Below are 14,370 nucleotides of genomic sequence, written 5' to 3'. Positions count from 1 at the left end.
TACCGCCGTCCTGACCGCACCGCGCATAGGCAACCGTCAAATTGACACATTTCATCGCAAGAAACCGCTATTTCTGGTCAAATTGTCAGCAAAACACCCCTGGCCTGAGATTTGTTTGTATAGCTGTAACAAACAACAAATCCATAAAAATTAAGGATACCCAAGGCCATGAACTTTAATAACTATACGATAAAAGCCCAGGAAATTATCCAGCAGGCGGCACAGATTGCGCAGGGGAACCAGCAGCAGGCCGTTGAACCCGGGCATGTACTGAAAGCGATACTGGACGAAGATCCGAACACCATTGGTTACCTTGCCAAAAAAACAGGTATTACACCGAACCGGTTAACGCTGGCGCTGGATGCCATCATTAACGGCTATCCGAAAGTGTCGGTCGGTGCCGGCGGCGGATCAAACACTATTTATCTGGGCAACGACCTGAACGCCGCCCTGCAGCGCGCAACCGGTTTAACCAAAGAATTCGGCGACGATTATGTCAGTGTCGAGGTTCTGCTGGTCGGGCTGGCAGGCGGAAAAGATTCCGTTGCTACGCTGATGAAAGATGCCGGATTCAGCGAAAAAGCGATCAAAGAAGCGATCAAAGAACTTAGAGGTAAAAATAACCCTGTGAAAGACCAAAATGCAGAAGCTAAGTATCGCTCACTCGAACGATACAGCAAGAACTTAAACGAACTGGCGAAAGCAGGTAAAATTGACCCTGTTATTGGCCGGGACGAAGAAATCCGCCGGGTACTCCAGATCCTGAGCCGCCGGACCAAAAATAACCCGATGCTCATCGGTGAGCCGGGTGTCGGTAAAACGGCGATTGTGGAAGGCCTGGCTCAGCGGATTGTACAGGGCGACGTGCCGGAGAATCTGAAATCGAAAATCATTGTTTCCCTCGACATGGGCTTGCTCGTGGCCGGGGCAAAATATAAAGGTGAGTTTGAAGAACGGCTGAAAGCCGTTATTAAGGAAGTCACTGATTCAGAAGGCGAAATCGTCCTTTTCATTGATGAGATTCACACCCTGATTGGTGCCGGAGCCGGTGGCGGTGATGGCGCTATGGACGCAGCCAACCTCCTGAAACCGGCCCTCGCCCGTGGCAAACTGCACACAATTGGTGCCACTACGCTGAAGGAGTACCAGAAATATATTGAGAAAGATAAAGCCCTGGAGCGCCGTTTCCAAACCGTACTGGTTGATGAACCGGATGTAGCAGACGCCATCTCGATTCTGCGGGGCATCAAGGAAAAATACGAGCTCCACCACGGGGTCAGGATTAAAGATGATGCTGTCATTGCCGCCGTCGAACTATCGAACCGGTATATTTCCGACCGTTTTCTGCCCGACAAGGCCATTGACCTCATGGACGAAGCCGCAGCTAAAATGCGGCTCGAAATTGACTCGGTACCCGAAGAGCTGGACGAGCTGAACCGCCGGATCATGCAGCTCGAAATTGAGCGCGAAGCCATCCGCCGCGAACATGACGTAGACAAGGAAACCGTTCTGAATAAGCAGATTGCCGATCTGAACGAACAACGGAATAGCCTTAAAGCCCGCTGGGAAACAGAAAAAGAGTCGGTCAACGAAGTACGTTCGCTGAAGGAACAACTGGATCAGCTGCGTCTGGAAGCCGAGCAGGCTGAGCGTTCGGGTGATTACGGCAAAGTGGCTGAAATTCGGTACGGTCGTTTGCCGGAGGTACAGACCCGGCTGGACAACCTGACGAAGCAGGATAAAGATACAGATGCCAAAACCCTGCTTCAAGAAGAGGTAACGGCCGACGATATTGCCGAGGTCGTTGCCAAATGGACCGGTATTCCGGTGAGCCGGATGATGCAGAGCGAGCGTGAGAAACTGCTGCATCTGGAAGATGAACTTGGCAAACGCGTTGCCGGTCAGGAAGAAGCCATTCAGGTAGTGGCCGACGCTGTCCGCCGGAGCCGTGCCGGTATGCAGGATCCGAAACGCCCGATTGGTTCATTTATCTTCCTCGGAACAACCGGGGTTGGTAAAACTGAATTAGCCAAGGCGCTGGCCGAATTCCTGTTCAACGACGACAACGCCCTCGTGCGGATTGATATGTCGGAGTATCAGGAGCGCCACGCCGTAAGCCGGCTGATTGGTGCGCCTCCGGGCTACGTGGGTTACGACGAAGGCGGTCAGCTGACCGAAGCCGTTCGCCGGAAACCATACAGCGTCATTCTGCTGGACGAAATTGAAAAAGCCCACCCCGACGTGTTCAACATCCTGTTACAGGTACTGGACGACGGCCGTCTGACAGACAACAAGGGCCGGGTGGCAAACTTTAAAAATACAATTATCATCATGACCTCGAACATTGGTTCACACATCATCCGCGATCAATTCGCCAAGATAGATGCCCACAACCAGGATCAGGTCGTTGAACAGGCGAAAGACGAGGTGTTTGAGTTGTTGAAACAAACCATCCGTCCTGAATTCCTGAACCGGATCGACGAAATTGTGATGTTCCAGCCACTGACCCGGAAGGAGATCCGAAAAATTGTCGGTATCCAGTTCAAACAGATTCAGCAGCGCCTGGCCGAACAAGGCATTGCGATTGAGGCCGACAACGAAGTACTCGATTTTATCGGTAAAGAAGGGTTCGATCAGCAGTATGGGGCACGTCCGCTGAAACGGGTGCTGCAACGCCGCATCCTGAATGCCCTATCGAAAGAGATTCTGGCAGGCCGGATTCAGAAAGACGCCGTGGTAGGCATGATGATGAACGAAGACGAAAACGGCAACCCCGATATCATTTTCTACAATCTCAATAAAATAGTACCGGAATTAAGTTAGTATTTGTTGTTTGTGTTCTATAAAACCCGCTCCGCCATCCGGCAGGGCGGGCTTTTTCAGGCTACATGGCCTGAAACACAACAACGCCGTTATGACCGCCAAACCCGAATGCATTGCTCATGGCCGTTCTGACTTTTGCAGTACGGGCTTCGCCCAGCACAATCGCCTGTTTATTGGGCAGTTGCGGGTCTATCTCAGTCGTATTCATGGTCGGTGGAATCACCTGATCACGGATCGCCAGCAGACAGACGATGGCTTCAATAGCACCCGCAGCGGCCATCAGATGGCCGGTTGTCGATTTGGTCGCACTGATCCGGCAGCGGGTTTCCCTCCCCCCCGTCAGCCGGGCGAGAGCGTTCATTTCTGACAGGTCACCAACCGGCGTCGACGTGGCGTGGGCGTTGAGGTAATCCAGCTGATCAATGGATAGTCCGGCTTCGCGCAGGGCCAGTTCCATGCCTTTAGCCGCCCCCGCCCCATCCGGATGCGAGGCCGTCATATGGTATGCGTCGGATGTCATGGCAGCCCCTGTCATTTCGGCATAGATGGTGGCTCCCCGCTTCACCGCGTGTTCGTATTCCTCCAGAATCAGCGCTCCGGCTCCTTCGCCCATCACAAAACCATCGCGGTGTATGTCGAACGGACGCGAAGCCGAGGCCGGATCATCATTGCGGGTCGACAAGGCTTTGAGTACGCTGAAGCCGCCGAACGATGCCGGTGTAACCGGTGCTTCGGACCCGCCAGCCACAATCACCGTTGCCTTGCCCAGACGGATGTAATTAAACGCATCCATCAACGCCGTATTCGACGAGGCACAGGCCGAAACGGTGGTGTAATTAATCCCTTGAAAACCATGCCGGATCGAAATCATACCCGACGCCATGTTCGGAATAAACTTAGGAATCAGAAACGGGCTGTAGCGTGGCGGTCCGCCCCCTTTTGTGTGTTCAACTACCTGCTCTTCAAACGTTTCCATCCCTCCCTGGCCATTTCCCCAGATCACACCCACTTCATACGGGTCCATGTTGTTGAGGTCGAAACCGGCATCGTTGATGGCCTCTTCAGCCGCTACCAGCGCATACTGCGTAAACAAATCCGTCCGCTTACTATCCGGGCGTCCCAGCCGCTCAACGGCATTGAACTCTTTAACTTCGGCGGCAAACTGCGTTTTGTATAGCGACGCATCAAAATGTGTAATCGGCCCGAATCCGTTGCGCCCTTCAACCACATTTTGCCAGAATACCGGTACGTTATTGCCTACGGGTGTGATAGCCCCAATTCCCGTAATCACTACTCTATGTAACATTGTATCTATCCTCTACCTGCGTTTTACCAGCCTGTCTGAATTGTACAGGCTAAAAATGGGCGTAAAAGTAGGAAATAAAAATACCAATCAGTATTTTTAACGCATGAAAAATGAAATTTCTAAAGCAGAGCGCACCCGTCAGCTGATTATTGAGAAGACGGCCGGTATCTTTAACACGAAAGGATACGCCGGCACGTCCTTATCCGATCTGACCGATGCTACCGGACTGACGAAAGGAAGTATCTACGGAAATTTCGAAAACAAGGAAGAGGTAGCCCTCGCCTGTTTTGACTATAATCTGGCAAAAATCAATACGGCTGTTCAGCAGCTCATTTCTGAAGCCGGTAGCTTTACGGATAAACTGTTAGTATATACCCGGGCCTATCACAGCATGACCGGGATAGAGTTTCCGGAAGGCGGGTGTCCGATACTGAATACGGCCGTTGACGCCGACGACACCAACAACCTCCTGAAAGACCGCGTGGCCAAAGCCATTCTGGCCTGGAAAAAGCGGCTCATTGACCTCATTAAAGGTGGTATCGAAGCCGGTGAGTTTACGGCTGATACACACCCCGAACAACTGGCTCTTTCCCTTATTGCACTCATTGAAGGCGGGATCATGATTGCCAAAGCCACCAACTCCCCCAACAGCCTGAATAAAGTGCTGAAAACGGTTGAGTTTTTGATCCGTCATCAGAAAAGTTAAAAAAATTTGAACTAAAATATACCGATCGGTATTTTATTGAAAAACAAGAACAATTCCCATGAACACGACACAGCATACCATCCTGATTACCGGCGGCAGTGCCGGCATTGGCTTTGCCTTTGCGAAAGCCTTTGATGAACAAGGCCATAACGTAATTATCACCGGCCGTGATGAAGCCCGCCTGCAACAAGCGGCAGCGCAGCTCAAAAACGCGACGGCCATTGTCGGCGATGTTACGAAGGAAGACGATGTAGCTCATTTGGTAGCCCGGATTGAGCAGGCATTTCCGCAGCTTGACGTGCTGATCAACAACGCCGGGAAAGCGTTTGCCTACAATCTGGACAGCCAGCCGGATGCCTATACCAAAGCAGGTGAGGAAATGTTGACCAACTACCTGTCAACGATCCGGCTGACCGAGAAACTGTTACCCCTCCTGAAGCAGCAGCCGGAAGCGGCCGTGGTCAATGTCTCGTCCATTGCGGCCTTTGTCCCCATTAGTCAGCTATCGACCTATTCGGCCAGTAAAGCGGCGCTGCATTCCTACACGCAGTCGCTCCGGTTTGCGCTCGGGCGTACATCGGCTGTTAAGGTGTTTGAAGTAATGCCGCCACTCGTAAACACGGAGTTTTCACAGGATATTGGCGGCGAGAAAGGTATTTCGCCGGCTGTGGTGGCACAGGAACTGCTCAACGCCCTCGCCAGCGACACCTATGAGGTGCACATCGGCGACACGGCTGCCGTATATGCCCTGTCGCGGTCGGCGCCTGCCCAGGCCTTCGCCGCGCTGAATGCGTAAGTAGTATAGTGGTGGCACGACTGTCTGTCGTGCCACCACTGATCACCTCAATGCAGCATCGACAGACTGGCCTCGTCGAGGTCCATCTGGGCTTCCTGTTTGCGGATTACTTCATCGTCGAGCTCAGTGCGTTTACGCATTTTGTAGAGCTCACGGCGCTGGATTTTCAGCAGATCCGCGTGAATTTCGCGGTACCGGCTTACAGCCTCCTTCTGCTCAGGAATACAGGTTACAGCGGCCAGATAGCCTTCGGCGTGGCTGTGATCGGCGACCATACGGCGGCGCAGGTTTTTTACCCATTCGTTGCTTGCCATGTCGTCGGCATACTGTGATTCCAGCGCCTCAATGGCCACCTTTACCAGCCGCACCCGGATTTCGGCCTCCTGCTCTTCTTCCGGTGCCATATCCTGTTCTTTTAGATTCACAAAGTTGATGATCGCCGGCAAGGTCAGCCCCTGCACAACCAACGTCAGCAGAATAACCACAAACGTGATAAACAGAATCAGGTTTCGTTGCGGAAACGGCTGCCCATTGTCGAGCAAGGGCGGAATAGAGAGCGCCGAAGCCAGCGACACCACACCCCGCATACCGGCCCAGCCAATTACCAGCGGGTATTTCCAGCCGGGATTCGCATCGTTCACCCAGATAAAACGGCTCATGAACCGCGTAAACAGCGACGTGCCCATCGCCACCGCCATGCGGGTCACAATCAGAATGCCCGTAATCAGCACCCCATAGCCGATTGCCTCCCATTTCGAATATTCGCCCAGTTCATCCACGATAACCGGCAGTTCAAGGCCAATCAGGATAAATACGGTCCCATTGAGGACAAACCCCAGGGTAGCCCACAGGCTGTAGGACTGCATCCGGGTCTGATACGAAAAAATCTCATGGTTGCGGTACGACAGGAATAACCCGCCGCTGACCACCGCCATCACCCCTGAAAAATGAAATTCTTCCGCCACCAGATACATCAGGTAAGGCGCAATCACTGTCAGGGCGGTATCAATGCTGGGCGTAGTCGGCAGCCAGCGGTGTATCACATAAAACACATGGGCGATAGCTACCCCGATAATAATTCCGACGCCCGTCACCAGCACAAAGTCGGCAGCCGCCTTTTCCCAGATAAACGTTCCGGACAGCACCGCCGCCAGCGCAAACCGGAAGATAATCAGGCTGGACGCGTCGTTGACCAGACTCTCGCCTTCCAGTATTGTCACAACCCGCTTCGGTACTTTCAGTCCTTTAGTCACCGATGTTGCGGCCACCGCATCGGGCGGTGAGACAATCCCGCCCAGCAGAAAGCCCAGCGCCAGCGTAAAGCCCGGCAAAAAGGCCTGTGCCGCGAAGGCAACCACACAGGACGTGAGCAAGACCAGAATAAAGGCATTCGTCGAAATAACCCGACGCCACTTCCAGAAGGCTTTCCAGGACGTAAACCAGGCCGCTTCATAGAGTAATGGCGGCAAAAAAATCAGAAAGATTAACTCATGGTCAACTTTGATGACCGGAACCCCCGGGATAAAGCTGATCAGCAATCCGCCCAGCACTAAAAAAATGGGGTAAGACACCCGCAGGCGCTGGGCCAGCATAACCAGCACCATCACTAATAACAGGAGCGATAAACAGAGCAGTAATGTTTCGTGCATACGTGCGTGGGAATCAACTTTCTACAACAGTGGCCTTTGACAACCCCGAAGATACCGCTTTAGCGGCAAAAAAGCAGTATCCCCAATCGGTTTGTCACTTAACGACCCGTTGAAGTATCTTCTTCAGCTCGTCAAATTTACTGCCGTAATGCCAGGCGACAATTGTTCCGTTCTTATCAATAACGGCAAAAGCCGGAAAGGTGGTCAGGTGCATTTTCTGATGAAATCCGGTCCCGTCCGGCACCGGAATAAATGAAAACGTTTCGGTTTCCATGGCTTTGCTAATCTCGTCTTTTCCATCCAGCAGGATACCCAGCGAAAGAAAGTCCGTATTCGCCAGAAACGGACCAACGGCTTCTGTAAACTTCTGGTTATTTACCGGTGACCAAAACGGTTTTTGCGTGGAAAGCCAGAAACTCAGCAATACAACCTTTCCCTGCTGTTCCGTCAGCCTGTATTCTTTTTTGTCGATTGCGTTAAACACCAGTTCGGGCATGCGGGTGCCTTCGTTGGGCCGCCGGGCCGGATCACGGTCATTGAAACGACGGTTTTGCTGCTCTTCTTCCGTCATCGGGCGGATGGTGTAGAAACCGATTTCTCCGTACTCATTAAAATCAGGAATCAGGCGGTACCCGTTGAAGTTGGTCCGGGCCAGTGTCCGGAACTCTTCCTTTGACAGACGTTTGCCCGTTCCTTCTTCAAATATCGGAGTAGTTTCATCAAACCGGCGGGTACTTTTGAATCCGCCGGTGGTCACTTTTACGGCCTCCTGCGCGTTTGCGTGCGGTGCCAATAGCAGACTACAGAAAACAGCATTGGTAAGGAACATAGCTTTTACATGGCGGATCAGTTTGACAGTGGTGTTCTTCATAAAGCAGTATTGGAGTTGGATTGAAAGCGGAAAGTTAACCAAAACCGGTGATACGGGAACTTTTACGGCCATTTTCAACTCTTCCTGATAAGCTGCCTCTGTATTACCTGTTCATCAACAGCTTCGGATACCGACGGTCAGGCTAGTAAAACATCTTCGCATGTGAGATTGACGTAAACCGGGATTTAATCCGGCGTTCACTAACTTCAAAACGCTTTGACAATCAGTGGCCAACAGCCACTGACACACCCCAGTGTCGGGCGGCAATTACGTTAAACGCATGTAATTCTTATTCTTCCGGAGTCTGCCCTCCCCTTCTCGCTGCCTTACCGGCCAGCGCCATATTCCTGTTTTCCAGTGTTCCACTTTATTCTCCGTTACGATCATGTCCATTATCGTCAACGCACTTACCTATACCCATCCCGACCGGGAATTACTGTTTGATAACCTGACTGTTGCTGTCAGTTCCGGGCATAAGGCAGCCCTCGTCGGCAACAACGGCGCAGGCAAATCAACCTTACTGAAACTGATTGCCGGTCGTCTACAGCCGGTAGCCGGCACCATCTCGCTGGCAGATACGCCCTGGTACATTCCCCAACATACCGGTCAGTTCGATGAGCTGACGGTGGCCGGCCTGCTTGGGGCCGACCAAAAACGAATGGCGCTACAAGCCATTCTGACGGGCGACATGGCCGAACACCACTTTGCCACGCTCAACGATGACTGGGATATTGACGAACGTCTGGAGGCCGCCCTGACTCACTGGCATTTAGCCCATCTTTCGCCGGATCAGCCGGTCCGTTCCCTATCGGGTGGCGAGAAAACCAGGGTATTGCTGGCGGGTGTGTTGATTCACGCGCCTTCTGTGTTGCTCATGGACGAGCCATCCAATCACCTCGATACGGAAAGCCGGCATCTTTTGTACGCCATGATTCAGCAGTTCAAAGGCACTTTGCTGGTGATTAGTCACGACCGGCTCCGGCAAGACCACATTGCTCAAGCTGATCACCGGGCAGTTATCGCCTGCATCGGGTAAGCTTTTTCTGGCCGGTATGCATTATGCGTATCTGGATCAGGAATATTCATTGATCCGAAACGGGTTGATGGTCGTTGAGCAGGTGCAGCAGTTTACTACACGCCTTTTGCCGGAACACGCCCTAAAAATGCTGCTGGATTATCATCAGTTTACCCGTGATTACTCGGCAGTGTGGCGACCTGAGTGGCGGAGAAAAAATGAAACTCGCTTTATGCTGCCTTATCGTAAGCCATCAGGCACCTGATCTGTTAATTCTTGATGAACCAACCAACAACCTGGATTATCAGAGCCAGGAAGTGCTCACACATGCCGTCAAAGCCTTTACAGGAACCTTACTGGTTATTTCGCACGATCATTATTTTATTCAGGATTTTGATGTACAATCCTCCATCACGCTCCACTGATTTAATGTACTCTCTGCGTTTTTTACGCTGATTATCACATAAATATATCCCGAAAAATGTATTTCGACTATACAATTTACTGTGGAGGCAATTTTAATTAACAACTCATCTGTAAATTGCATTTATTCACAAAAAAAGGCAACATGCATTTGTTTTTCAGCAGCTTACACAATCAACTTGTGCTATTTCTTTTACTAATGAGAGTGACAAAAATCCCATACATGAAAGTAATATAATTATATATTTATATTCTCATATGTATTTCATAAACTTACAATCCCTTAGCAAGTAGTTAAGCAAATTGAAAGCAATGCTGATCCTTTATGTTGATCGAACATAAGGTTAAGCAAAATACCCTTAGCTTCTCAACTTATTAACCATCATTGCTAGCAGGGAATAAGCAAGTAATCTTGGAAAAAGCCAGACCATATTGAGTCTGACTTTTTTTGTTTTATAGACTCGTCAAATCTACGTTAATTCACTTGCTGTTTATTCCGGTTTTAGCTCCATTCGTCTGATACGCAGGAAATTTGCTTTATTTGCAGCTTTATGAGCCTTGCGGCATGTGCTGAAGGGCTTTTACTGTGTGCTTACTCCGGTCATGTCTATCCCTGTTCTCCTGCTCAAACTTACCCTTATGCCTTCGGTTGTCGCCCTGATTACGTTAGCGATCCGGCGCTGGGGGCATCAGATCGGCGGACTGATTGGCAGTATGCCCTGGGTAGCGGGAGCCATTCTGCTCTTTTTTATTCTGGAACAGGGCACTCAATTCGGCATTAACGCCGTACAGGGCATCATGACCGGCATTGTCGCCCTGCTGGCCTTTTGCTTTAGCTATGCCTGGTTTTCTAAACGCTACCTGTGGGCGCTGACACTTACCCTGTCGTATGGCATTTATACAGCCACTGCTCTATCGCTCAACTACCTGGCGCTGCCGCTGGTAGCTAGTTATGCGGTTACCATGGTAAGCATTCTCGTTGCTCTTTACTTTTTCCCGGTTCCGGCAGCCGCTCCCAAAGCCGGGAAGCGACTGAAATACGACATTCTGATCCGGATGGCGGTAGCCACGCTGTTTACACTGGGTATCACCGGTCTGGCCGAATTGCTGGGACCAACGTGGAGCGGCGTACTTACTCCCTTCCCTATTCTAACGTCTATTCTGGCCATTTTCTCCCACCTGTTACAAGGCAGTGACGCCACCGTAGCCACCATGCGCGGCATCGTGATCGGCCTTTTAGGCTTTACTACATTTTTGTTTTTACAGGCATTTCTGCTGCGTGAATTTCCGGTTGGCCTCTCTTTTTTCCTGGCTTTTCTGGTTAATGCGATTATCAACGTAGCGGCTGCCCGCATCTATGCACCAGCCAGACGCGGAGTCGATTAAGCTACCGCAACCGGTTCTTCCTGCACGTTCACCCGCTCAATTTTACCGACCAGGAAGATATACGAGCAGGCCCCCGCTAAACCGAGTGCCCCGATAAACACCAGAGCGGGTTTAAAGTCACCGTCTTTGGCCAGAAAGCCAATTACAATCGGCACAACGATTGACGCAAGATTGCCCATAAAATTAAACACACCGCCGGTTAGCCCGATGAGGTGTTTCGGGGACAGTATCGATACAAACACCCACGAAATCAGCGCCATACCGGAGCCGAAAAATGCCAGTGCCATATAGAAAATGATCATCGCGGTATCGTCGGTATAATTAGCTCCGACAATACTGACAGACAACAGCAGACCGGCGATGATCGGGGTTTTGCGGGCAATACTGACCGATATGCCTTTGCGGGTAAAGTGGTCAGACAAGAAGCCCGACAGCAGCAGACCGGCGCAGGCCGACAAAAACGGCACCGACGCCAGATAACCGGATTTGATAAAACTCAGCCCCCGGTATTCGACCAGGTAGGTCGGAAACCAGGTCAGGAAGAACCACAGGGTAGCATTAACGGCAAACTGCCCGATATATACACCCCACAAGGTACGGTTACGGAACACTTGCCGCAGATTATGCCAGCTCCAGACCGATGTACCGGCTTTTTTCCGGCCCCGGAATAAACCGCCGCCGTCTTCGATGTACGTTAATTCGGCATCACTGACCGATGGATGATCAAGCGGATCCCGGTAAAAAAAGTACCAGACAACGCCCCAGATAATACCCGCCAGGCCGGTCACCACAAACAGGCCCTGCCAGCCGGCATAGACCTGAAGCGTAACCAGTACAGGCGTCAGAAAAGCCAGCCCGATAAACTGCCCCGACACATACAACGCGATTGATGAGGCCCGTTCATGCTCCGGAAACCAGCTCGTTACGACCCGGTTGTTAATCGGATAAGACGGTGCTTCGAACGTGCCCGTTGCCACCCGAAGCGCAAACAAACCGGCAAACCCGCGCACAAAACCCTGCCCGATCGTGGCAAGGGACCACGTAATCAGGCAAGCCGCATAAAGTACACGCGGCACTACCCGGTCGGCCAGTAAGCCGCCGGGCACCTGTAACAGCGCATAGGCCCATCCAAAGGCAGAAAAAATAAGCCCCATCTCGACCTTATCCAGCTGCAGGTCTTTACTTAAGGACGAGGCCGCTACGGCCAGGTTCGTCCGGTCAAGGTAATTGATGACTACGTTGACAAATACCAGTGCCAACATGCCGTAACGTACACGGGTCCGCATGATTATTTTGGTTAAAAAGCTTACTTATGGTGATACTGGATGTTCAGGATACTGGATACCAGATACGCGGTACCCTTCAGCATCTGGTATCCAGCACCCAGCCTTACCGCGCCGTCCAGCCACCGTCGACGGTCAGCATGGAGCCGACCATGTAGCTCCCGGCGTCGCTGGCCAGGAAAATGGCGGCGCCCTGAATTTCGCGCATGTGTCCCCAGCGCCCTAAGGCGGTTGCTCCTACGACAAAACGCCGGCCTTCTTCGGTATCGGCAATGGGCAGGTTCATTTCGGTCAGGAACGGGCCCGGACAAATGGCGTTTACGTTGATGTTGAACGGGGCCAGTTCAAGGGCCAGGGCACGGGTCATTTGTACAACAGCCCCTTTACTGGCCGTATAAGGCGTCCGGTTCGACAGGCCCACTAACCCCAGCGTACTGGCCAAGTTAATGATGCTCCCCCGTTGCTGTGCCTTCATAAACGGCGTCACAGCCCGGCTACATAACCAGGTGCCATTGACATTCACCTGCATCACCTTATTAAACTCATCCTGGGTCAGTTCGTCGATGGCTCCCCGGATATTGATACCGGCACTATTGATGAGAATATCGATGCGGCCAAATGCATCCATGGCCGCCTGTGCCATGGCCTCCGTTTGCGCCTGATCGGTAATGTCGGCGGCAAACGAGCGGGCGTCAACGCCGAAATCCCCGGCCAGCTGGTGCGCTGCCGTCTGGCCTTCAGCCGCGTTCCGGTTAACAAGCAGGATGCGGCAACCAGCCGATGCCAGTCCGGCAGCCATGGCCAGACCAAGTCCTTTCGAGCCGCCGGTAATAATGGCAGTCCGGCCTGTCAGGTCAAATTGTTTCAGTCCGGGCAGTGGTTCGTGGGTCATTCTTTTTACTGGATAATGAGTAATAAATAATAGCAGCTAACACTTAGTCATTTTACAGTCAACCGTTACCGCATCGCCAGCTTGTTTTTACTGTAAGTCAGGCAGGAGATGATGTTTTCCTCTTCCGTTGCCAACCGGGTTTCGGGCGATAAGGGGGTTGTTCGCGGCAATGCCTGTTTGGGTTTATGGGTTCTGACCATATGCAGGGTACGTGCCAGTTCTGTGGCTGGTACATCGGCAAATGTGGCCCAGTATCCTTCTTTCAGGCAGGGGATTTCGAGCGGATCACGGGTGATCATTTCGAGGTTGAAGGTTACCGACGGATTATGTTGTTTACAGATCGCCACCATCTTCGGCAAATCAAGGATACCGGTTCCAAGCGGCACCTCCGACAGCAGAAAGCCGTCTGTATATTCCTCAACGGCCATGTCTTTGATATGGGTACTCATCACATACGGCGCCAGCGCCTGCAGGACCTCCATCGGGTCTTCGAGCAAGGCAATGCTGTTGCCGAAATCGATGGTCGTGCCTATGTATTCACTGCTGACCTGTTTCAGGACGGCCACCAGTTCCGGAGCCCGCCAGTCTTTATGGTTTTCTACGGCAAGTTTGACCTTGTGTTTCCGCAACACGGGTTCGGCTAGTTGCAGGGCCGCCAGCCCCGCCTGCTGAAACTGCCGGAATTCACCCAGCGTCTTAAAGGTTTCATACCGCCGCCCCCCCAGACTAACCGTCCGCAGCACCTGTACCCCGGCCTCCCGGGCGCGCTGTACATCCTGCTCAAACGCCGGTACATCCTCCGCTTTTTTCGGCATCCCGATAGAGCCTTCGAGGTACATGCCCAGCTTTTCGCGCCGGTCGCGCACTTTACTGGCAAAATCGGTGCTCCAGTCCTTGACCACCACCTGAATGCCGCCGGCACCAATGTCGTGGCAATGCTCCAGCAGGTCAATGGCATTGGTAAACCCCGGATAGTTCCGGCTGCTCACCCTGGAGTTCCAGCGAAAGCCGTAGGAATGGACAACCACTCCCATCGGTACTTCGTTGGCAAAACCTGCCATCGGCCATGCGGGCACCGAGAACGCGGCGGCTCCGAGTGCTGATCGCTGTAGAAACGTTCGTCGATTCATCGGGTTATCTGGTTTTCGTTTTTGGGCGACCACGTGGGTCTATTATTGATTTGGGCGACCACGTGGGTCTATTATTGATTTGGGCGACCA

General features: G+C 52.1%; 13 protein-coding genes. 7 read left to right on the top strand and 6 right to left on the bottom strand.

Annotated features, from left to right (window positions below; all coding sequences use genetic code 11):
• The first annotated feature begins 168 nt into the window (after positions 1 to 168).
• Positions 169 to 2,823, top strand: coding sequence for an ATP-dependent chaperone ClpB (clpB, locus tag BLX24_RS15720; protein WP_071504102.1), 2,655 nt, complete (start codon positions 169 to 171; stop codon positions 2,821 to 2,823).
• 61 nt (positions 2,824 to 2,884) lie between these two features.
• Here the strand turns inward: clpB and fabF are convergent, their stop codons facing one another.
• Complete coding sequence (gene fabF / locus BLX24_RS15715; RefSeq protein WP_310590784.1) at positions 2,885 to 4,114, bottom strand: beta-ketoacyl-ACP synthase II; 1,230 nt, start codon at positions 4,112 to 4,114, stop codon at positions 2,885 to 2,887.
• A gap of 118 nt (positions 4,115 to 4,232) precedes the next feature.
• Between fabF and BLX24_RS15710 the strand changes: the two genes are divergently transcribed.
• Together BLX24_RS15710 and BLX24_RS15705 are read left to right on the top strand one after the other, a co-directional pair.
• Positions 4,233 to 4,835 (top strand): TetR/AcrR family transcriptional regulator, encoded by a 603-nt coding sequence (locus BLX24_RS15710; protein ID WP_071504100.1) that lies wholly within the window; start codon positions 4,233 to 4,235, stop codon positions 4,833 to 4,835.
• A 58-nt stretch (positions 4,836 to 4,893) separates the two neighbouring features.
• Positions 4,894 to 5,631, top strand: coding sequence for an SDR family oxidoreductase (locus BLX24_RS15705; RefSeq protein ID WP_071504099.1), 738 nt, complete (start codon positions 4,894 to 4,896; stop codon positions 5,629 to 5,631).
• Between the two features lie 47 nt (positions 5,632 to 5,678).
• On the opposite strand, the gene BLX24_RS15700 is transcribed toward BLX24_RS15705, so the two are convergent.
• Entirely contained in the window at positions 5,679 to 7,280 is a 1,602-nt protein-coding gene (locus BLX24_RS15700; protein ID WP_071504098.1) for a Na+/H+ antiporter, read from the bottom strand.
• Between the two features lie 94 nt (positions 7,281 to 7,374).
• Positions 7,375 to 8,151, bottom strand: a complete 777-nt coding sequence (locus BLX24_RS15695) for a TlpA family protein disulfide reductase (protein WP_071504097.1) — start codon at positions 8,149 to 8,151, stop codon at positions 7,375 to 7,377.
• A gap of 385 nt (positions 8,152 to 8,536) precedes the next feature.
• On the opposite strand from BLX24_RS15695, the gene BLX24_RS33650 reads away from it, so the two are divergent.
• From BLX24_RS33650 to BLX24_RS15680, 4 genes are all read left to right on the top strand, one after another.
• Positions 8,537 to 9,187, top strand: coding sequence for an ATP-binding cassette domain-containing protein (locus BLX24_RS33650; RefSeq protein WP_071504096.1), 651 nt, complete (start codon positions 8,537 to 8,539; stop codon positions 9,185 to 9,187).
• A complete protein-coding gene (locus BLX24_RS33920; RefSeq protein ID WP_262482992.1) occupies positions 9,144 to 9,431 on the top strand; it encodes a hypothetical protein in 288 nt (95 codons plus the stop codon). Before BLX24_RS33650 ends, BLX24_RS33920 begins: the two co-directional genes overlap by 44 nt.
• On the top strand, positions 9,385 to 9,591 hold the full coding sequence (locus BLX24_RS33915) for a hypothetical protein (RefSeq protein WP_071504095.1): 207 nt from the start codon (positions 9,385 to 9,387) through the stop codon (positions 9,589 to 9,591). Before BLX24_RS33920 ends, BLX24_RS33915 begins: the two co-directional genes overlap by 47 nt.
• Positions 9,592 to 10,192: 601 nt before the next feature.
• Positions 10,193 to 10,975 carry a hypothetical protein gene (locus BLX24_RS15680; protein ID WP_310590783.1) on the top strand — a complete coding sequence of 261 codons (783 nt, stop codon included), beginning with the start codon at positions 10,193 to 10,195 and terminating at the stop codon, positions 10,973 to 10,975.
• Here BLX24_RS15680 and BLX24_RS15675 read toward each other — a convergent pair.
• The 3 genes from BLX24_RS15675 to BLX24_RS15665 form a co-directional block, all read right to left on the bottom strand.
• The gene (locus BLX24_RS15675) at positions 10,972 to 12,261 is read right to left on the bottom strand and encodes an MFS transporter (protein ID WP_071504094.1); all 1,290 of its coding nucleotides are present in this window, start codon (positions 12,259 to 12,261) and stop codon (positions 10,972 to 10,974) included. The genes BLX24_RS15680 and BLX24_RS15675 overlap by 4 nt on opposite strands.
• Positions 12,262 to 12,364: 103 nt before the next feature.
• The gene (locus tag BLX24_RS15670) at positions 12,365 to 13,150 is read right to left on the bottom strand and encodes an SDR family NAD(P)-dependent oxidoreductase (protein ID WP_071504093.1); all 786 of its coding nucleotides are present in this window, start codon (positions 13,148 to 13,150) and stop codon (positions 12,365 to 12,367) included.
• A gap of 65 nt (positions 13,151 to 13,215) precedes the next feature.
• Positions 13,216 to 14,280 (bottom strand): sugar phosphate isomerase/epimerase family protein, encoded by a 1,065-nt coding sequence (locus tag BLX24_RS15665; protein WP_071504092.1) that lies wholly within the window; start codon positions 14,278 to 14,280, stop codon positions 13,216 to 13,218.
• Positions 14,281 to 14,370: the final 90 nt, after the last annotated feature.

Source organism: Arsenicibacter rosenii (assembly GCF_001870735.1).
Classification (GTDB): domain Bacteria; phylum Bacteroidota; class Bacteroidia; order Cytophagales; family Spirosomataceae; genus Arsenicibacter; species Arsenicibacter rosenii.
This window is presented reverse-complemented; position numbering and strand designations above follow the sequence as displayed.